At 69.5% G+C, this 17,957-nt stretch carries 15 protein-coding genes; 6 read left to right on the plus strand and 9 right to left on the minus strand.

Going from position 1 to position 17,957, the window contains the following annotated elements:
• Positions 1-78: 78 nt before the first annotated feature.
• A complete protein-coding gene (gene dalD / locus WS62_RS28075; RefSeq protein WP_066577897.1) occupies positions 79-1,521 on the minus strand; it encodes a D-arabinitol 4-dehydrogenase in 1,443 nt (480 codons plus the stop codon).
• Positions 1,522-1,650: 129 nt separating this feature from the next.
• Positions 1,651-2,562 (minus strand): LysR family transcriptional regulator, encoded by a 912-nt coding sequence (locus WS62_RS28080; protein WP_066577899.1) that lies wholly within the window; start codon positions 2,560-2,562, stop codon positions 1,651-1,653.
• A gap of 94 nt (positions 2,563-2,656) precedes the next feature.
• Here WS62_RS28080 and mdlC point away from each other — a divergent pair, with 94 nt between their 5' ends.
• The 4 genes from mdlC (at position 2,657) to WS62_RS28100 (ending at position 8,698) form a co-directional block, all read left to right on the plus strand.
• Complete coding sequence (gene mdlC / locus WS62_RS28085; RefSeq protein WP_066577902.1) at positions 2,657-4,276, plus strand: benzoylformate decarboxylase; 1,620 nt, start codon at positions 2,657-2,659, stop codon at positions 4,274-4,276.
• Between the two features lie 84 nt (positions 4,277-4,360).
• Complete coding sequence (locus WS62_RS28090; protein WP_066577905.1) at positions 4,361-5,812, plus strand: aldehyde dehydrogenase; 1,452 nt, start codon at positions 4,361-4,363, stop codon at positions 5,810-5,812.
• Positions 5,813-5,824: 12 nt separating this feature from the next.
• Entirely contained in the window at positions 5,825-6,757 is a 933-nt protein-coding gene (locus WS62_RS28095; RefSeq protein WP_066578029.1) for a ketopantoate reductase family protein, read from the plus strand.
• A 546-nt stretch (positions 6,758-7,303) separates the two neighbouring features.
• Positions 7,304-8,698 carry an MFS transporter gene (locus tag WS62_RS28100; RefSeq protein WP_066577911.1) on the plus strand — a complete coding sequence of 465 codons (1,395 nt, stop codon included), beginning with the start codon at positions 7,304-7,306 and terminating at the stop codon, positions 8,696-8,698.
• Positions 8,699-8,731: 33 nt separating this feature from the next.
• On the opposite strand, the gene kynA is transcribed toward WS62_RS28100, so the two are convergent.
• The 3 genes from kynA to kynB form a co-directional block, all read right to left on the minus strand.
• The gene (kynA, locus tag WS62_RS28105) at positions 8,732-9,652 is read right to left on the minus strand and encodes a tryptophan 2,3-dioxygenase (RefSeq protein WP_066577914.1); all 921 of its coding nucleotides are present in this window, start codon (positions 9,650-9,652) and stop codon (positions 8,732-8,734) included.
• 93 nt (positions 9,653-9,745) lie between these two features.
• A complete protein-coding gene (gene kynU, locus WS62_RS28110; RefSeq protein WP_066577918.1) occupies positions 9,746-10,996 on the minus strand; it encodes a kynureninase in 1,251 nt (416 codons plus the stop codon).
• Positions 10,997-11,031: 35 nt separating this feature from the next.
• Positions 11,032-11,673 (minus strand): arylformamidase, encoded by a 642-nt coding sequence (gene kynB / locus WS62_RS28115; RefSeq protein WP_066577920.1) that lies wholly within the window; start codon positions 11,671-11,673, stop codon positions 11,032-11,034.
• 128 nt (positions 11,674-11,801) lie between these two features.
• Here kynB and WS62_RS28120 point away from each other — a divergent pair, with 128 nt between their 5' ends.
• On the plus strand, positions 11,802-12,302 hold the full coding sequence (locus tag WS62_RS28120) for an Lrp/AsnC family transcriptional regulator (protein WP_059473657.1): 501 nt from the start codon (positions 11,802-11,804) through the stop codon (positions 12,300-12,302).
• Here WS62_RS28120 and WS62_RS28125 read toward each other — a convergent pair.
• Positions 12,289-12,804: a flavin reductase family protein gene (locus tag WS62_RS28125; RefSeq protein ID WP_066577928.1), complete on the minus strand. Its 516-nt coding sequence runs from the start codon at positions 12,802-12,804 to the stop codon at positions 12,289-12,291. The genes WS62_RS28120 and WS62_RS28125 overlap by 14 nt on opposite strands.
• Positions 12,805-13,163: 359 nt before the next feature.
• Between WS62_RS28125 and msrA the strand changes: the two genes are divergently transcribed.
• Entirely contained in the window at positions 13,164-13,721 is a 558-nt protein-coding gene (msrA, locus tag WS62_RS28130) for a peptide-methionine (S)-S-oxide reductase MsrA (RefSeq protein WP_066578032.1), read from the plus strand.
• A gap of 557 nt (positions 13,722-14,278) precedes the next feature.
• On the opposite strand, the gene WS62_RS28135 is transcribed toward msrA, so the two are convergent.
• The 3 genes from WS62_RS28135 to pdxH all read right to left on the minus strand — a co-directional run bounded on the left by WS62_RS28135 (position 14,279) and on the right by pdxH (position 17,927).
• A complete protein-coding gene (locus tag WS62_RS28135) occupies positions 14,279-15,898 on the minus strand; it encodes a DUF72 domain-containing protein (protein WP_066577930.1) in 1,620 nt (539 codons plus the stop codon).
• A 25-nt stretch (positions 15,899-15,923) separates the two neighbouring features.
• Positions 15,924-17,144 (minus strand): SAM-dependent methyltransferase, encoded by a 1,221-nt coding sequence (locus WS62_RS28140; RefSeq protein WP_066577931.1) that lies wholly within the window; start codon positions 17,142-17,144, stop codon positions 15,924-15,926.
• Between the two features lie 138 nt (positions 17,145-17,282).
• A complete protein-coding gene (pdxH, locus tag WS62_RS28145; RefSeq protein ID WP_066577932.1) occupies positions 17,283-17,927 on the minus strand; it encodes a pyridoxamine 5'-phosphate oxidase in 645 nt (214 codons plus the stop codon).
• Positions 17,928-17,957: the final 30 nt, after the last annotated feature.

Here is a 17,957-nt window from a genome sequence, read left to right on the forward strand (position 1 = left end):
CGACAGGGAGCCGCTACTTTAGCTGCGCGCCCGCTGCCGTGCCAATGGCGATTTGACCCGAGTGACGCGCACGGCCGTTCAGCGGCTCGCGAGCCACGCGTCGACGCGCGCGAGGCCCGCGCGCAGCGCGCGGTCGAGCGCGGCCGTGCCGGCGAGCGATCCCCACAGCGGGCGCTGCCCCGCGAGCGCGGCGACGGGATCGTCCGCGCCCGCGATCGCGCGCGCGGCGTCGGGGTCCATCACGCCGTCCTGGTACGCGTACGGCAGCGCGCCTTTCGCCCAGCGTTGCAGCAAGCGCAGGAAGAGGGCGGGCAGCACCGCGGTCGACGCAGGCTCGACGCCGCGCGCGATCGATTCGGCGAGCGTTGGCGCGATGAAGCCGGGAATTTTCGAGAAGCCGTCGGCCGCGACGCGCTGGTTCGTGTCGCGGATGTGCGGATTGCCGAAGCGGTCGAGCACGACGTCGCGGTAGCGCGCGAGATCGAGCGGACTCGGCGCGAGGCACGGGATCACGTCGTCCGTCACGTACGCGTGCGCGAAGCGGCGGATGCCGGCGTCGTGCGTGCCTTCGTGGATGTACGCGTAGCCCGCGAGCGTGCCCGCCCATGCGATGCAGCTGTGCGTCGCGTTCAGGATCCGGATCTTCGCTTCCTCGTACGGATGAACGTCCCCGACGAGCTCCGCGCCCGCCTTCTCCCATGCCGGTCGGCCGGCCGCGAAGCGGTCTTCGATCACCCACTGGATGAACGCTTCGCCCATGACCGGGCACGCGTCGTCGACGCCCGTCGCCGCGAGCACGCGCTCGCGGACGTCGGGTGTCGGGCGCGGCGTGATGCGGTCGACCATCGAGTTCGGGCACGCGACGTTCGCGTCGAACCACGCGAGCAGATCGACGAGCCCGCGCCTCGACAGGAATTCGCGCATGCCGGCGCGAAAGCGCGCGCCGTTGTTGCGCAGGTTGTCGCAGCTCTGCAGCGTGACGGGGCCCGCGCCGCGCGCGACGCGCTCGGCGAGCAGCGCCGCGAGCGCGCCGTAGATCGTGACGCGCGCGCCTTGCAGATCGGCCGCGAGATCGGGATTCGACGTGTCGAGCCGATCGTGCTCGTCGAGGGCGTAGCCGCCTTCCGTCACCGTGAACGACACGATCCTGCACGCCGGATCGGCGCCCGCGTCGACGAGCGCCGCGAGGTCGATCGACCAGGGCAGCACGCGCGAGATCGAGCGGATCGTTTCGTATGCGCGCCCGCCCTGCGGCGTGACCGTTTCGAGCGTGTAGACGCCGTGCTGCGCGGCGAGCGCGTCGCGTATCGCAAGCATGTCGTCGCGAATGTCGCCGACGACGAGCGACCAGCGCTCGCCGGCGGGCGACGCTTCGTTGACGCGATGCAGGTACCACGCCTGATGCGCGCGGTGAAACGAGCCGACGCCGATGTGCAAGATCGTCGGCGCGGCGCTGGATGGACTGCTCATCCCGTGTCTCCTGACGGCCGGCGGGCGCCTGCCGAATCTCGTATGGATCATTTGCTCTTGATTGGAGCGAATGATCGTATCCGGATGGGCGAAAGTCAAGGCGATCGCGTGCGGTTTCGATGCTGCGGCGCGCCAATCCGCGCGCGACGCGCGTGAGGGGCGATGCGTCGGCGCGAAGTGTCAGAAAGGCTGGCGAGTCAGCAGCGCGAGCTGCTCGAGCAGCTTCGCCGCCGGGCCGGGCAGGATGCCGTGGCGGCGGCGGAACGCGGTCAGCGTGCGGGTCGCGGCGACGCCTTCGACGGGCAGCGTATCGATCGTGTGCGCGCGGCGCTCCGCGCGGTACATCGGCTCGGCCATCCAGCTCAGGAAGCCCGCATGCGCGACGAGGCTCTTGAGCGCCGTCACCGAGCGGGTTTCGACGGCGATGTCAGGCGGCGCGAGCCCTTGCGCGTCGAACGCCGCGCGCATCTGCTCGTACGGCGCGGTGCCGCGCGGCGGGATCGCCCAGCGCGCGGCGCGCGTGTCGGCGAGCGCGAGCGGCATGCCGGCGCCGCGCAGCGGATGATCGGGCGCGGCGACGACGTGGCTCACGTCGTTCCACCGGCATTCGGGGACACCGACGACGTCGTCGGTGTCCGGCACGCGCGTGCTGAGCGCGACGTCGATCTCGTGCGTCAGGAGCGCTTCGACGAGCCGGTCCCACACGCCTTCGACGATCTCGATGCGCAGGTTGGGCCATCGGTCGAGCACGCGCCCGATCGCGACGGGCAGCACGAGGCTCGCGATGCTGCCGACCGCGCCGACCTTGATCGCGCCCTTCGCGAGCCCGCGCAGCGCGTCGATTTCTTCGCGCGCGTGCTCGGCCTCGTGCTGCAGGAGCGTCGCATGCGGCAAGAGCGCCTCGCCGATCGCGGTGAGCTGCATTCCCTTCGAATGACGCTCGAAGAGCGGCGCGCCGATCTGATCCTCGAGCCGCTTCAGGATGCGGCTCAGCGCGGGCTGCGTGACGTGCAGCGCGTCGGCCGCGCGGCCGAGGCTGCCGCTCGCGGCGATGGTCGTGAAGGCGCGCAACTGGCGCAGATCGAAAGTCATGCCGTTACGTAATGGCTTATTGCAGAAAATACAGTATCGGGGAATGCGTCCGCCGTCGATACTGTGGAAATCGATAATGAGGAGACAGGCACGCATGACCACCCCCGACCTTCGCGCCGACGCGCCGATGCGCACCCCGTACACGGTCCGCGACGCCGTAATCGATCTGCTGCGCCAGTTCGGCATCCACAAGGTATTCGGCAATCCGGGCTCGACCGAGCTGCCGATGTTTCGCGACTTCCCCGACGATTTCCAATATGTGCTCGGCCTGCACGAGGCGGTCGTGGTCGGGATGGCGGACGGCTACGCGCAGGCAACGGGCAATGCCGCCGTCGTGAACCTGCATTCGGCGGCGGGCGTCGGCAACGCGATGGGCAACCTCTTCACAGCGTACAAGAACAGGACGCCGCTCATCGTCACGGCCGGCCAGCAGGCGCGCTCGATTCTGCCGTTCGAGCCGTTTCTCGCGTCCGTGCAGGCCGCCGAGCTGCCGAAGCCGTACGTGAAGTGGAGCATCGAGCCCGCGCGCGCGGAGGACGTGCCCGCGGCGATCGCCCGCGCTTACCACGTTGCGATGCAGGAGCCGCGCGGGCCCGTGTTCGTGTCGATTCCGGCCGACGATTGGGACCGGCCCGCCGAGCCCGTGCCCGCGCGCACGGTGAGCGCCGAAGTGCGGCCCGCGCCCGACGCGCTCGCGCGCCTCGCCGACGCGCTCGACGCGAGCGAGCGCCCGGCGTTCGTGATCGGCGCGGCGGTGGCGCGCGCGGGCGCGTGGGACGAGGCGGTGCAGCTCGCCGAGCGGCATCGCGCGCGCGTGTTCGTCGCGCCGATGTCGGGACGCTGCAGCTTTCCCGAGGATCATCCGCTGTTCGCGGGCTTCCTGCCGGCGATCCGCGAGCGGATCGTCGAGCAGCTCGCGGGCCACGACTTCATCCTCGCGTACGGCGCGCCCGCGTTCACGTATCACGTCGAAGGCTTCGGTCCGCACGTGCCCGAGGGCGCGACGCTTCATCAGCTCGTCGACGATCCGTCGGTCGCCGCATGGACGCCCGTCGGCGATGCGGTCGTCGGCAATCTGCGGCTCGCCGCGCGCGATCTGCTCGCGCGTCCCGCGCCGCGTGCGCGGCCGATGCCCGCGCCGCAGGCGTCGCGCGAGCGCGTCGGCCCGGGCGCGCCGGGCGGGCGGATGCCGGTTGCGTTCGCGCTGCAGACGCTCGCCGACGTGCGCGATTCAAGCGACGTCGTCGTCGAGGAAGCGCCGAGCGCGCGGTCGGTGATGCAGCGGCACCTGCCGTTCACGCGCCGCGACACGTTCTACACGATGGACAGCGGCGGCCTCGGCTACGGCATGCCGGCCGCGGTCGGCGTCGCGCTTGGCTCACCGGGGCGGCGCGTGATCGCGCTGATCGGCGACGGCTCCAGCCTCTATTCGATCCAGGCGCTCTGGAGCGCCGCGCACCTGAAGTTGCCGATCACGTTCGTGATCCTGAACAACGCGCGCTACGCGGCATTGCAGGACTTCGCGCCCGTGTTCGGCTTTCGCGAAGGCGAGCCGGTGCAGGGCACCGCGCTGCCCGATCTCGATTTCGTGTCGCTCGCGCATGGGATGGGCTGCGCGGGCGTGCGCGTCGCCGCCGGCGCGCGCCTGCGCGATGCGCTCGAACAGGCGCTCACGTCGCCGACTCCCGTCGTCGTCGACGTCGAGATCGCGTGACGCGCGCGGTCGCGCCGTTGTTGCATTCATCCGCATGACCACGCATTGCAAGCGTAAATAGGCAACCCGAAGGAGAACACCCGCATGCAGGACATCTCGATGCTGATCGGCGGCGAGCGCCGCTCGGCCACGGGCGGCGCGACGTTCGAGCGCCGCAATCCGCTCGACGGCGAAGTCGCGACACGCGCGAGCGCCGCGACCGTCTACGATGCGCGCGCGGCCGTCGACGCTGCAGCGGCCGCCTTCGCGCCGTGGGCCGCGCTCGGCCCGACCGCGCGCCGCGCGCTGCTCCTGAAGGCGGCCGCCGCGCTCGAAGCGAAGCGCGACGCGTTCGTCGCCGCGATGGCGGCCGAGACGGGCGCCTCGGCGATCTGGGCGCAGTTCAACGTGCAGCTCGCCGCGAACGGCCTGATCGAAGCGGCCGCGCTGACGACGCAGATCGGCGGCGAGCTGATTCCGTCCGACGTGCCGGGCTCGCTCGCGATGGGCGTGCGTCAGCCGGCGGGCGTCGTGCTCGGCATCGCGCCGTGGAACGCGCCCGTGATCCTCGGCGTGCGCGCGATCGCGCTGCCGCTCGCGTGCGGCAACACCGTCGTGCTGAAGGGCTCGGAGCTGTGTCCGGCGACGCACGGGCTCATCGTCGACGCGCTGCAGGAAGCAGGGCTGCCGCCCGGCGTCGTGAACTTCGTGACGAACGCGCCCGCCGACGCCGGCGCGATCGTCGACGCGATGATCGCGCACCCGGCCGTGCGCCGCGTGAACTTCACGGGCTCGACGCGTGTCGGCCGGATCATCGCCGAGCGCTGCGCGCAGCATCTGAAGCCCGCCGTGCTGGAGCTCGGCGGCAAGGCGCCGTTCGTCGTGCTCGACGACGCCGATCTCGACGCGGCCGTCGCGGCGGCCGCGTTCGGCGCGTTCGCGAATTCCGGGCAGATCTGCATGTCGACCGAGCGGATCATCGTCGATGCGCGGATCGCCGACGCGTTCGTCGCGAAGCTCGCCGACAAGGCCGCGTCGCTGCCCCTCGGCGATCCGCGCAAGGGGCCCGTCGTGCTCGGCTCGGTCATCGACATGCGCACCGTCGAGCGCTGCAACGCGCTCATCGACGACGCGCTCGCGAAAGGCGCGGTGCTGCTCTGCGGCGGCAAGGCGGCGAGCACGCTGATGCCCGCGACGCTCGTCGATCGCGTGACGCCCGCGATGCGGATCTATGAAGACGAATCGTTCGGGCCGGTGAAGGGCATCGTGCGAGTCGCGGGTGAAGAGGAAGCGATCGCGTGCGCGAACGACAACGCGTTCGGGCTGTCGTCGGCGGTGTTCAGCCGCGACGTCGCGCGCGCGATGCGCGTCGCCGCGCGGATCGAATCGGGGATCTGCCACGTGAACGGGCCGACCGTCCACGACGAAGCGCAGATGCCGTTCGGCGGCGTGAAGGAGAGCGGCTTCGGCCATTTCGGCGGCCAGGCGGGCATCGCCGAATTCACCGATCTGCGCTGGATCACCGTGCAGACGGCGCCACGCCACTATCCGTTCTGAACGATGACGACGATGAAGATTGCGATTCTCGGCGCGGGCGCGATGGGCTCGCTGTTCGGCGGCCTGCTCGCGGAAGAGGGGCACGACGTGACGCTCGTCGACGTGAACGCCGCGCACGTCGACGCGATCGCGTGCGACGGGCTGCGGCTCGACACCGATCGCGGCGACCGGCGCGTCGCGCGGCTGCGCGCGCTGCGGCCGGACGACGTGCAGGCGGGCGCCGACACGCCGCCCGACTTGCTGATCGTATTCACGAAGACGCTGCACACGCGCGCGGCGCTCGCCGGCGTGCGCGCGCTGCTCGGCCCGCAGACGTTCGTGCTGACGCTGCAGAACGGGCTCGGCAACGTCGAGACGCTCGGCGAGTTCGTGCCGCTCGAGCGGATTCTCGTCGGCGTGACGACGTGGCCCGCCGATCTCGCCGGGCCCGCGCACGTGCGCTCGCACGGCGCCGGCTGGACCCGGCTGATGAGCGCGGACGGCGCGATGCGTCCGATCGTGCAGGCGAGCGCCGATGCGTTCGAGCGTGCCGGGCTGAACTGCGCGGTGGACGCCGGCGTGTGGGCGACGATCTGGGAGAAGGTTGGATTCAACGCGGCGCTCAACACGCTGTGCGCGGTCACGCGCTGCACGGTCGACGAACTCGGCGCGCGCGAAGACGGGCCGGCACTCGCGCTCGCGATCGTCGCGGAGGTGGCGGCGGTCGCCCGTGCGAAGGGCATCGGCGTCGACGAACGCAAGATGCGCGACAACGTGCTGCACGCGATCCGAGCGCATCACGGACATCGGCCGTCGATGCTGCAGGACGTGCTCGCGGGGCGGCGCACCGAGATCGAGGCGATCAACGGCGCGGTGGTCGCGGCTGCGCGCGGGGTTGGCGTCGCGACGCCGCATGCGGAGACGCTGCTGCAGCTCGTCAGGCTGATCGACGCGCGCGTCGGATGACGCGGGCGCGGGCGCAGATGCAGACGCAGATGCGGGCACAGACGCAGACTCGGGCAGGCGTTCGGCCGGCCGTTCGCGCAGCCGGCCGTTCCGATCGATGCATCGGCATCGGCATCGACAGCGCGTGCATCGTCTGCCGTCGAGCCGACGTCGTCCGCATTCGTCAGGAGGATCGATGCGCACGCCGGCATTCGACGTCCGCCGCGCGAGCGCATGCCAGCGGCGCTAGGGGTTTTCAATAATTCAACTAATCGAAATTAGTTTTACTATGCGTAAATTCATAGCCTTGCGCCAGATCAATGTTATGTCGTGCGGATGCCGCCAGCCGGCGCCGCGCGGCGGCTGTGCGAGGCCGATGAAGCCCTAGCGCCGCAGGGTTTGCCCGCGACATCGCAAACGGTTCCGAAGAAAGCCGGGCGGGCGGGTCAGCGCGACGCGCCGATCCAGAGGACATTCAGGAGACAACATGCAGCACACCCCGACCCCGTATTTCGCCGCGGCGCACCGCCGCGTTCGTTGTTCGACCGCCGCGCGCCGGGGGCTCGCATGAGCGCCCGTCATGGCAGCGCGCCGCTTGCGGTCGACATCGGCACGACGCTCGACCACGGATCGTTCACCGCGATGCAGCGCTTCGCCGTGCTGCTCGCCGCGTTCTCGATCGTGCTCGACGGCTTCGACAGCCAGCTGATCGGCTTTGCGATTCCCGTATTGATCAAGGAGTGGGGGATCACGCGTGGCGCGTTCGCGCCCGCCGTCGCGGCGGGCCTGTTCGGGATGGGCGTCGGCAGCGCGTGCGCGGGCCTTTTCGCGGACCGCTTCGGCCGGCGCTGGGCGATCATCGGCAGCGTGTTCGTATTCGGCGCGGCCACGTGCGCGATCGGCTTCGCGCCGAACATCGCGACGATCGCCGCGCTGCGCTTCGTCGCCGGGCTCGGGATCGGCGGCGCGCTGCCGACCGCGACGACGATGACGGCCGAATACACGCCCGCGCGCCGCCGCACGATGATGGTGACGGCGACGATCGTCTGCGTGCCGCTCGGCGGGATGCTCGCGGGGCTGTTCGCGCACGAGGTGCTGCCCGCGTACGGCTGGCGCGGCCTCTTCTGGATCGGCGGCGCGCTGCCGCTCGCGCTCGGTTTGCTGCTCGTGCGCGCGCTGCCCGAATCGCCGCGCTATCTCGCGCGCAATCCGGCGCGCTGGCGCGAGCTCGGCGCGCTGCTCGCGCGGATGGGGCGGCCCGTCGCCGACGGCACCGCGTTCACTGATCTCGCCGAAGCGCGCGCGCACGAAGGCCAGCAGCGCGGCATGCGCGTGCTGTTCTCGGCCGGCTACGCGCGCGACACGATCGCGCTGTGGTGCGCGTTCTGCATGTGCCTGCTCGCTGTCTACAGCGCATTCAGCTGGCTGCCGACGATGCTGGCTGCACAGGGCTTGAGCGTGTCGGTCGCGGGTTCGGGGCTCACCGCGTACAACCTGGGCGGCGTGCTGGGCGCGCTCGGCTGTGCGTTCGCGATCGGACGCTTCGGGTCGCGCTGGCCGCTCGCGTTCTGTTGCGCGGGCGGTGCGGCGAGCGCCGCGTGGCTGCTCGGCGTCGATGCGGCGAGCCACACCGGCTGGCTGATCGTGGGCCTCGGTGCGCACGGCTTCTTCGTCAACGCGGTGCAATCGACGATGTACGCGCTCTGCACGTTCATCTATCCGACGCCCGTGCGCGCGACGGGCACCGCGGGCGCCGTCGCGTTCGGCCGCATCGGCGCGATTCTGAGTGCGTTCGCGGGCGCGTACGTGATCTCGGCGGGCGGCGCGAACGCGTATCTGACGATGCTTGCCGCCGTGATGATGGTCGTGCTCGTCGCGCTGCTCGCGCTGCGCCGGCACATCCCGCGGCTGCGTCGCGGCGGACTGCCGGCGAGCGACGAGCTCGCGCGCACGACGCCCTGACGCGCGGCCGCCCGCATGGGCGGACGGCGCGCGCTACAGCGTCGTCCGCACGTGCCAGAGTTCGGGGAACAGCACGACGTCGAGCATCTTGCGCAGATACGGCGCGCCGCTCGTGCCGCCCGTGCCCTGCTTGAAGCCGATGATCCGCTCGACCGTCGTCACGTGGCGGAAGCGCCACTGGCGGAACGCGTCTTCGAGATCGACGAGCTCTTCGGCCATTTCGTACAGTTCCCAGTGCGCGTTCGGCTCGCGGTAGACCGCGAGCCACGCGGCCTCGACCGTCGGATCGTGGCGCGTCGGCTGCGACCAGTCCGCGTCGAGCCGCTCGGGCGCGATCGGAAAGCCGCGGCGCGCGAGCAGGCGAATCACTTCGTCGTACAGCGACGGCGCCTGCAGCGACGCCTCGAGATGCGCGTAGATCTCCGGCCGGTGCGCGTGCGGACGCAGCATCTGCTCGTTCTTGTTGCCGAGGATGAACTCGAGCTCGCGATACTGATAAGACTGGAATCCCGACGACGCGCCGAGATACGGCCGCATCGCCGAATACTCGGACGGCGTCATCGTCGCGAGCACGTTCCACGCCTGCACGAGCTGCTCGAGCACGCGCGACACGCGCGCGAGCATCTTGAACGCGGGCGGCAGCGCGTCGTCGCGGATCGACGCGAGCGCCGCGCGCAGCTCGAAGAGGGCGAGCTTCATCCACAGCTCGCTCGTCTGATGCTGGATGATGAACAGCATCTCGTTGTGGTCCGGCGAGCGCGGATGCTGCGCGTCGAGCACCGTCGACAGCGACAGGTAGTCGCCGTAGCTCATCGTTTGCGAGAAGTCGAGCTGCGCGCGGTGCCAGCCGGCCGGCGCGTCTTCGCCTTCGGCGGCGGGCACGTGCGGCGCTTCGTGCGCATGGGTGCCGGCGAACGGGCAGCCGGGCGCGTTACCGTCGCCGGGCGGCTGCATGTGACCTGAATTCACGGATGTCTCCATTGAGAATGCGTTGCGGGGTGAGCGGCGAGTCGCGGCGCGGCGCGCACGGCGCGCGATCGGGCCGGCTCAGGTCACCTCGGCGCGCGTCGCGAATTCGGGCGCGCGCCATGCATCGGTTTCGAGGATGTCGCGCAGCGTCTCCACCGCGTCCCACGCGTCGACGAAGCGCGTGTAGAGCGGCGTGAAGCCGAAGCGCAGGATGTGCGGCTCGCGGTAGTCGCCGATCACGCCGCGCGCGATCAGCGCCTGCATCACTTCGTAGCCGTGCGGATGCTCGAAGCTCGCCTGCGAGCCGCGCTGATGATGCGCGCGCGGCGTGACGAGCTTGAGCGGCTGGCCCGCGCAGCGCGATTCGACGAGCGCGATGAACGCGTCGGTCAGCGCGAGCGACTTGCGGCGGATCGCGTGCATGTCGGTCTGCGCGAACACGTCGAGCCCGCATTCGACCATCGACATCGACACGATCGGCTGCGTGCCGCACAGAAAGCGCGCGATGCCCGGATCGGGCTCGAACGCCGGCTGCATCGCGAACGGCGCGCGATGGCCCCACCAGCCGGAGAGCGGCTGCTCGAACGCATGCTGATGGCGCTTCGGCACCCAGACGAACGCGGGCGAGCCGGGGCCGCCGTTCAGATACTTGTACGTGCAGCCGACCGCGCCGTGCGCGAGCGCGCCGTTCAGGTCGACGGGCACGGCGCCCGCCGAATGCGCGAGATCCCACAGCATCAGTGCGCCCGCCTGGCGAACCGTCTGCGTGACGGACGGCATGTCGTGCATGTAGCCCGTCCGGTAGTTCACGTGCGTGATCATTGCGACGGCGGTTTCGTCGTCGAGCGCATCGGGCAGGTCGGCGGGATCGTCGACGAGGCGCAGCGCGTAGTCGCCGCCGAGCTGCGCGATCAGGCCCTGCGCGATGTACAGGTCGGTCGGAAAGTTCGAGCGCTCAGACACGATCACGCGACGCTTCGGCGCGTGCCGCGCCTGGTGGCGCAGCATCGCGGACAGCAGCTTGAAGAGGTTGATCGAGATCGTGTCGGTGATCGCGATTTCGCCCGCCGCCGCGCCGACGAGCGGCGCGAGCCGGTCGCCGAGGCGGCGCGGCAGCGCGAACCAGCCGGCCGTGTTCCAGCTGCGGATGAGGCCTTCGCCCCATTCGGCGCCGATCACCTGCTGCGCGCGGGCGGCCGCGGCGCGCGGCTGCGCGCCGAGCGAATTGCCGTCGAGATAGATCACGCCGTCGGGCAGCGCGAACTGGTCGCGCAGCGACGCGAGCGGGTCGTCGCGGTCGAGCGCGAGCGCTTCTTCACGTGTTTTCATGATGTCGAACCTGGTTGGGAAAGGGGGGCGCGCCCTCAGCGCGGCGCGCCGGGCAGCGGGCGCAGCACCGCGCGCACGGGGCTCGCGTCGAGCGTCGCGAACTTGAGCGGCAGCGCGATCAATTCGTAGTCGCCCGCCGCGATGTCGTCGAGCACGAGTCCTTCGAGAATCGCCATCCGGTGCGCGCGAATGCGCCGGTGCGCGTCCATCGTCTTCGATTCCTGCGGGTCGAGCGACGGCGTGTCGATGCCGACGAGGCGCACGCCGTGCGCGGCGAGCAGATCGATCGTGTCCGGCGCGACCGCGCAGAACGCGCTGTCCCACGCGCGCTGCGGCGCCTGGCCGTACGTGCGCAGCAGCACGCGCGGCGGCGCGTCGGCGAGCGCCGCGAGCACGTCGTCGGGCGCGACGGCGGGGCCGGCGCCGATGCAATGGATCACGCGGCATCGCCCGAGATACGCGTCGAGCGGCACCGCGCCGATCGGCGCGCCGTGCTCGTCGTAATGGAGCGGCGCGTCCGCGTGCGCGCCCGTGTGCGGCGACAGCGTGATGCGCGCGACATTGACGGGCGAGCCCGCCTCCATGCGCCACACGCGCTCGACGCCGACGGGCGTGTCGCCCGGCCAGACGGGCGTTTCGGCGGCGATTGACGGGGAGATGTCCCAGATCGTGTCCATGCGATATCGAAGAGCGTTGGATGCTTCGGATGATAGGCAAACACGCGAGGCAGGTGCTTGCGAAATAAGCATGGACAATCCACCAATATGGCAGATAATTCGAAATAGACCTAAAACGGAGACCAAAAATGCATGCGATCACGCTGGACGCAACCGATTGCCGTATTCTCGCGGTCCTGCAGCAGGAAGGCCGGATCAGCAACCTCGACCTGGCGGAGCGCATTTCGCTGTCGCCGTCCGCCTGCCTGCGGCGGATGCGGCTCCTCGAAGAGCAGGGGGTGATCGAACGCTATCGCGCGTGCCTGAGCCGCGAGAAGCTCGGGTTCGAGCTGGAGGCGTTCGTGCAGGTGTCGATGCGCAACGACCAGACGCAATGGCACGAGCGTTTCGCGGAAGCGGTGCGCGAATGGCCGGAGGTGGTCGGCGCATTCGTCGTGACGGGCGAGACGCACTATCTGCTGCGCGTGCTCGCGCACAACCTGAGGCACTACTCCGATTTCGTGCTGAATCAGTTGTACAAGGCGCCCGGCGTGCTCGACATCCGCTCGAACATCGTGCTGCAGACGCTGAAGGACGAAGCGGGGCCGCCCGTCGCGCTGGCGCGCACGGGCGCCGTCAAAGTCGTGTGAGACGGTGGAAGCCGCCGTTCTGGAACACGAGCGGCGCGAGCGACGCGGCGTCGGGGTGCACGCCGCAGCGTTCGACCTCGCCGACGAAGATCACGTGGTCGCCTTCGTCATAGCGGCTGCGGTTGTGGCATTCGAACCACGCGAGCGCGCCGTCGAGCACCGGCATGCCGGTGTCGCCCGCCGCGTGCGACACGCCTTCGAAGCGGTTGCCCTTCAGCGTCGCGAAGCGCATGCACAGATCATGCTGCGACGCGGCGAGCACGTTGACGACATAATGGCTGTTCGTGCGGAACACCGGCATCGACGCCGACTTGTGCGCGAGGCTCCACAGCACGAGCGGCGGATTGAGCGACACCGAGTTGAACGAACTCGCGGTGATGCCGATCAACTGGCCGGACGGCGCACGCGTCGTGACGACGGTCACGCCGGTTGCGAACTGGCTGAGCGCCTGGCGGAACGCGCCGGCATCGAAATTCGGAGGGCTGGCCTGTTCTTTTTTCATCGCGTGACGGCCTCGAGCGACGAAAGCGCGCTGCGGCGGGGGGAACGGGCGGCGGCGCCGCGTGCGGAATGGCGGGAAGTGAGCAGGACGGTCATCGGAAAATTCGTCTGGTTGGGGACGATTTTAGCGGAATCGCGCGGAGCTGCGACGGGCCGCCGCGCCCGGCGAGTGGCCGACGCCACATTTTTCGCGGAATGCGTCGCGCGTTTTTGCGCGTGCGGACGCAGGTGCTGCGATGGCGACGCGATCTGCCGGCGGGGCGCGCATGCGCGTCGAGCCGCCGGAAAAGCATGGCGCGCGGCGGACGCGTGCTGCACGCGGCGCGTGCAACGGACGTAACGAACGAAAGGGAAACCGGTATGAGTCAAGCAACGAACGAAGTGGCCACGCTGGGCGGCGGATGTTTCTGGTGCCAGGAGGCGGTGTTCCTGGACGTCGACGGCGTGACGGCCGTCGAATCGGGCTATGCGGGCGGCCGCACGCGCAACCCCGGCTATCGCGACGTGTGCGGCGGCGACACGGGTCATGCGGAAGTCGTCAACGTGACGTTCGATCCGAGCCGGATCGGCTATCGCGAAATCCTCGAGATCTTCTTCGCGACGCATGATCCGACGCAGTTGAACCGCCAGGGCAACGACGTCGGCACGCAGTACCGGTCGGCGATCTTCACGCACTCGGACGCGCAGCGCGACACCGCGCTCGACTTGATCCGGACGCTCGAGCGCGACAGGCTCTACGACAATCCGATCGTCACGCAGGTCGAGCCGCTGAACGGCAACTACTGGCCGGCCGAGGCGTATCACCAGAACTACTACGCGCGCAATCCGGGGCAGGGCTACTGTTCGGTCGTGATCGGGCCGAAGCTCGCGAAGTTTCGCCAGAAGTTCGCGCATCGGCTGAAGTCGCGCGGCGCTTGACGGCGGCGGGGCGAGCACGGGTGCATCGCGTGTCCGTGCATCGTGTCGCTGTGCCGTGTCGCCGGTTCGGCGTGCCGCGTCGTGTTCGTGATCGCTTTTGCGGGTGCGATGCGTGCCGCGGCGTCGAGCTGCTTGCGTTGCCGTTCGCCATGAAAGGCGCAGGCTAAATGGCATGCGTGGCGAGTCACGCGCGTCTTGCCGTGTGCCGTGTCGGCATGTCGGCGCACATGGGTCGTCGCGCTTACGGGTACCGCGACGAGGAATATTTCTTCCTCAAAATCCGCGCCGCGTTCCCCGGAATTCCTCGATGAAGCTTTTCTTTGCGAGTCTGACGCAAGCAGCGGTGCCGGGCTTGTCGCCGCGTGGTCGACGGCGAATGGCGCCGGCGGTGAGCCGAACCCGACGGCCAACGCGAGCCGTACCGCTTCGTCACGTCGGTGTGCCAGGCTGCCGCGCTTCTCCGTGCGAGTTGACGCGCGCAGCGTCACCGAGCGTTTCGCCGCGTCGTCGACGACGAATGGCGTCCCGGCCGCGGGCTGGGCTCGACGCAACGCGCGTTACGCCGCCTCGCCGCGCCAGCGCGCGCACGCGGCCGCGATCTCCTTCGCGAGCGCGACGCACGACAATGGCGCCGACCCTTCCGCCTTGTTGTTCACGGTGATGAGCACCGGCTGCCCGGCGAGCACGTAGCGCGCGGCGAGTTCCGCGAGCGCCGAGCGCGTGTGCGGATCCTCGTCGACGAGCCGATCGAAGGGCTCGTACTTCGCCTTCGCCTGTTCGTACTTGAAGCCGCTGTGCAGGCTCCAGCGGACGATGAGCGGGCCCGACGGCTCGCCGTCGAGGAGCGCGAGCGCTGCCGCCTGCCGCAGCGGATCGGGCATCTTCGCGTGCAGCCCGACGCAGTAGCGCACGCCCGCCGCCGCGAGCGCGCGGATGAAGCGCGGCGTCAGCAGGCTCGCGTCGCGGATCTCGACTGCGTAGCGCGGGCCGTCCGGATCGTCCGTATCGTCCGGCAGCGGCGGCAGCGTGCCGAGGAACGCGCTCAGGCGGTCGACGAGCGCGGCCGGGTCGGCGAGCATCGCGTCGGGCATCGGCGGGAACTGGAACACAAGTGCGCCCGCCTTCCGGCCGAGGCCTTCGACGCACGGGCGCACGAATTCGTCGGCGGCGAGCTGCGCGTTCAGGAACGCCGGGTTCGGGCCGGTCGGCTCGCCCCGCGTGCCGCGCAGCACGGCGTCCGTGACGAGCGCGGGCGCCTTGACGACGAAGCGGAAGTCGTCCGGCACCTGCTGCGCGTAGCGCAGATAGTCGGCGACGGTGAGCGGCGCGTAGAACGAGCGATCGAGGCTCACGCTCTTGAGGAGCGGATGCGCGCCGTACGCTTCGAGCCCTTCGCGCGACAGCTTCGATTGCGCGTAGTCGTCGCCGTAGACGATGTCCTTCCAGCCGGGGAAATACCACGACGACGTGCCGAGCCGCACGTGCGGCGGCAGTTCGCGGGCGATGGCGGCGACTTCGTCGGAGATCGCGGCGGGCGTGACGCCGCGCCGGCGGGGGCGCTTCTTCGGCGGGGCGGCGGGGGGAGGTGCGTCGAAGCCGGGGAGCGGGGGCGTCGCGGCAGAGTCGGTTGGGGCGGCGGTATCGGCCGGCTTGCGCGGACCGTCGGCCTCGGGGTTATTCTCGGCTTCGGCTTCGGCTTCGGCTTCGGCTTCGGCTTCGGCTTCGGCTTCGGCTTCGGCTTCGGCTTCGGCTTCGGCTTCGGCTTTGGCTTTGGCTTCGGCTTTGGCATCGACATCCGCATCCGCATCCGCATCCGCATCCGCATCCGCATCCGCATCCGCATCCGCATCCGCATCCGCATCCTCGCCGGCATCGACTTCCCCATCGGCGGCATCGCCGGCACCTGGCGCAGCACCGACCGCCGGCTCGGCGGTCCGCGCGACATCGTCCGGCAGCGGCGCATCGCTCGCCGCCGCATCGTGCGTCACGTCGCGCGGCTTGCCGTCCGCCGCGCGCTTTCGCTTCGCTCCCGATGCGCAAGCGGGTGAAGGGGGTGAAGCGGATGAAGAGGGCGGCGCCTGCAGCGGCTCCGTCCCGAACAGATCGAACTGATCGCTTGGCGCGTCGTCTTGTCGTCGTGGCTGCGCTGGTTTGCGCCGCGTGCTGCCGTCACCCATCCGTCATCGCAAAAAGGCGCCGCCTTCAGCGCGGCAGCGCGTGTTCGTACATGTAGCGCCGCGACCACGGCAGCGTCTTCGCGCTTTGCCCGGCCTTGCGGCACACGATCTGGAAGATCGACACGTCGTCGTGCTCGAATGCATACGCGCAGCCGGCCAGGTACACGCGCCAGATGCGGAATTTTTCGTCGTCGACGAGCTTTCTGGCTTCTTCGGCCTTCGCCTCGAAGTTCTCGGTCCAGATGTCGAGCGTGCGCGCATAGTGCCGCCGCAGGCTCTCGACGTCAACCGCCTCGAGCCCGCCGCGCTGCGCCGCCTCGAGCGCGAGGCTGATGTGCGGCAGCTCTCCGTCCGGGAACACGTAGCGGTCGATGAACTCGCCGCCGCCGAGCGCCGTTTCGCCGCTGTCGGCATCGGTCGACGTGATGCCGTGATTCATCGCGACGCCGTCGTCCGCGAGCAGCTCGCGGATCCGCGAGAAGTAGAGCGGCAGGTTCTTCCGGCCGACGTGCTCGAACATCCCGACGCTCGTGATCCGGTCGAACTGGCCTTCGATTTCGCGATAGTCCTGCAGCCGGATTTCGATCTTGTCTTCGAGGCCGGCCTTCTTCACGCGCTCGGTCGCGAGATCGAACTGGTTTTGCGACAGCGTGACGCCGACGCAGCGCGCGCCGAACTTGCCCGCCGCGCGCAGCACGAGCGCGCCCCAGCCGCAGCCGATGTCGAGCAGGCGCTGGCCGGGCTGCACCTGGATCTTGGTGAGGATGTGGTCGATCTTCTTGATCTGCGCGGTGCCGAGGTCTTCGTCGCCGTTCTCGAAGTACGCGCACGAATAGACCATGTTCTCGTCGAGCCACAGCCCGTAGAACGCGTTCGACACGTCGTAGTGATACTGGATCGCCTTCTTGTCGGAGTGCTTCGAGTGATTGAAGTAGCGCCGCACGCGCGCGAGCTTGCTTGCGTTCGTCACCGTGCTGCGCGCGAGCGAGTAGCCGATGTTGATGATGTCGGCGAGCTTGCCCTCGATGTCGATCTTGCCCTTCACGTACGCCTCGCCGAGATTGTCGAGGCTCGGTTCGAGCAGCAGCGGCAGCGCCGACGCGCTGTTGACCTTGAGCGTCACCTGCGGCGCCGCGAACGTGCCGAAATCGAGTTGCTGCCCGTTCCAGAGGACGAGGCGCGCCGGTATGTTCGACTTCTCCCGTACTTCGTCCGCCCACTGTGCCAGTTTCTTTTCCCAGAACATTTGGAATCTCCGTTGTTCGTTGAAATGAAATGAAGCCTAGTTTTCGGGCGGGCGGCCGGCGTTCGGAAACGCCGACCGCCCGCGAGCAAAACGAAACGCACGGCAGGGCGGACGCGGTTGCGGGCGCGCCGCGGCGAACTACGGCGCGAGGCGCGTGATCTTCCAGCCGCTCGCCGACGCGGCATCGCGCGCATACAGCAGGCGGTCGTGGAGCCGCGACGGGCGGCCCTGCCAGAATTCGATCGAGGTCGGCACGAGACGATAGCCGCCCCAGTGCGGCGGGCGCGGCGGATTCTCGCCGAAGCGCGCGCTGATTTCCTTTTCGCGAACCTCGAGCATCGCGCGGTTCTCGATCACCGCGCTCTGGTCGGACGCCCACGCGCCGATCCGCGAGCCGAGCGGCCGCGACGCGAAGTAACGGTCGCTTTCTTCTTCGCTCGTCTTCTCGATGCGTCCTTCGACGCGCACCTGCCGCTCGAGCTCGATCCAGTAAAAGAGGAGCGCCGCGTTCGGGTTGTGCGCGAGCTCGCGCCCCTTGCGGCTCTCGTAGTTCGTGAAGAACACGAAGCCGCGCTCGTCGACGCCCTTGATGAGGACGATCCGCGCGGACGGCCGCCCGGATTCGTCGACGGTCGCGAGCGTCATGGTGTTGGGCTCGGGCAACTGTGCGCTGAGCGCTTCCTTGAACCAGACGTCGAACTGGACGAACGGATTCGGATTCACGTCCGCGACGTCGAGCGACGCGCGGGAATAGTTGGTGCGGAGATCGGCAAGTGTCGTCATTGGTGTGCGAGCGCTCAATCGGGGCCAGTA

It is taken from the genome of Burkholderia sp. ABCPW 14, from assembly GCF_001523835.1.
Taxonomy (GTDB): domain Bacteria; phylum Pseudomonadota; class Gammaproteobacteria; order Burkholderiales; family Burkholderiaceae; genus Burkholderia; species Burkholderia mayonis.

Excerpts from the sequence above, each read along its gene's own strand:
- WS62_RS28090 (WP_066577905.1), top strand. The coding sequence starts at position 4,361 with ATGCAGGACATCTCGATGCTGATCGGCGGCGAGCGCCGCTCGGCCACG.
- kynB (WP_066577920.1), bottom strand. The coding sequence starts at position 11,673 with ATGGACACGATCTGGGACATCTCCCCGTCAATCGCCGCCGAAACGCCC.
- WS62_RS28120 (WP_059473657.1), top strand. The coding sequence starts at position 11,802 with ATGCATGCGATCACGCTGGACGCAACCGATTGCCGTATTCTCGCGGTC.
- WS62_RS28135 (WP_066577930.1), bottom strand. The coding sequence starts at position 15,898 with ATGGGTGACGGCAGCACGCGGCGCAAACCAGCGCAGCCACGACGACAA.
- mdlC (WP_066577902.1), top strand. The coding sequence starts at position 2,657 with ATGACCACCCCCGACCTTCGCGCCGACGCGCCGATGCGCACCCCGTAC.
- kynA (WP_066577914.1), bottom strand. The coding sequence starts at position 9,652 with ATGCAGCCGCCCGGCGACGGTAACGCGCCCGGCTGCCCGTTCGCCGGC.
- kynU (WP_066577918.1), bottom strand. The coding sequence starts at position 10,996 with ATGAAAACACGTGAAGAAGCGCTCGCGCTCGACCGCGACGACCCGCTC.
- pdxH (WP_066577932.1), bottom strand. The coding sequence starts at position 17,927 with ATGACGACACTTGCCGATCTCCGCACCAACTATTCCCGCGCGTCGCTC.
- dalD (WP_066577897.1), bottom strand. The coding sequence starts at position 1,521 with ATGATCCATACGAGATTCGGCAGGCGCCCGCCGGCCGTCAGGAGACAC.
- WS62_RS28125 (WP_066577928.1), bottom strand. The coding sequence starts at position 12,804 with ATGAAAAAAGAACAGGCCAGCCCTCCGAATTTCGATGCCGGCGCGTTC.
- WS62_RS28100 (WP_066577911.1), top strand. The coding sequence starts at position 7,304 with ATGAGCGCCCGTCATGGCAGCGCGCCGCTTGCGGTCGACATCGGCACG.
- msrA (WP_066578032.1), top strand. The coding sequence starts at position 13,164 with ATGAGTCAAGCAACGAACGAAGTGGCCACGCTGGGCGGCGGATGTTTC.
- WS62_RS28095 (WP_066578029.1), top strand. The coding sequence starts at position 5,825 with ATGAAGATTGCGATTCTCGGCGCGGGCGCGATGGGCTCGCTGTTCGGC.
- WS62_RS28080 (WP_066577899.1), bottom strand. The coding sequence starts at position 2,562 with ATGACTTTCGATCTGCGCCAGTTGCGCGCCTTCACGACCATCGCCGCG.
- WS62_RS28140 (WP_066577931.1), bottom strand. The coding sequence starts at position 17,144 with ATGTTCTGGGAAAAGAAACTGGCACAGTGGGCGGACGAAGTACGGGAG.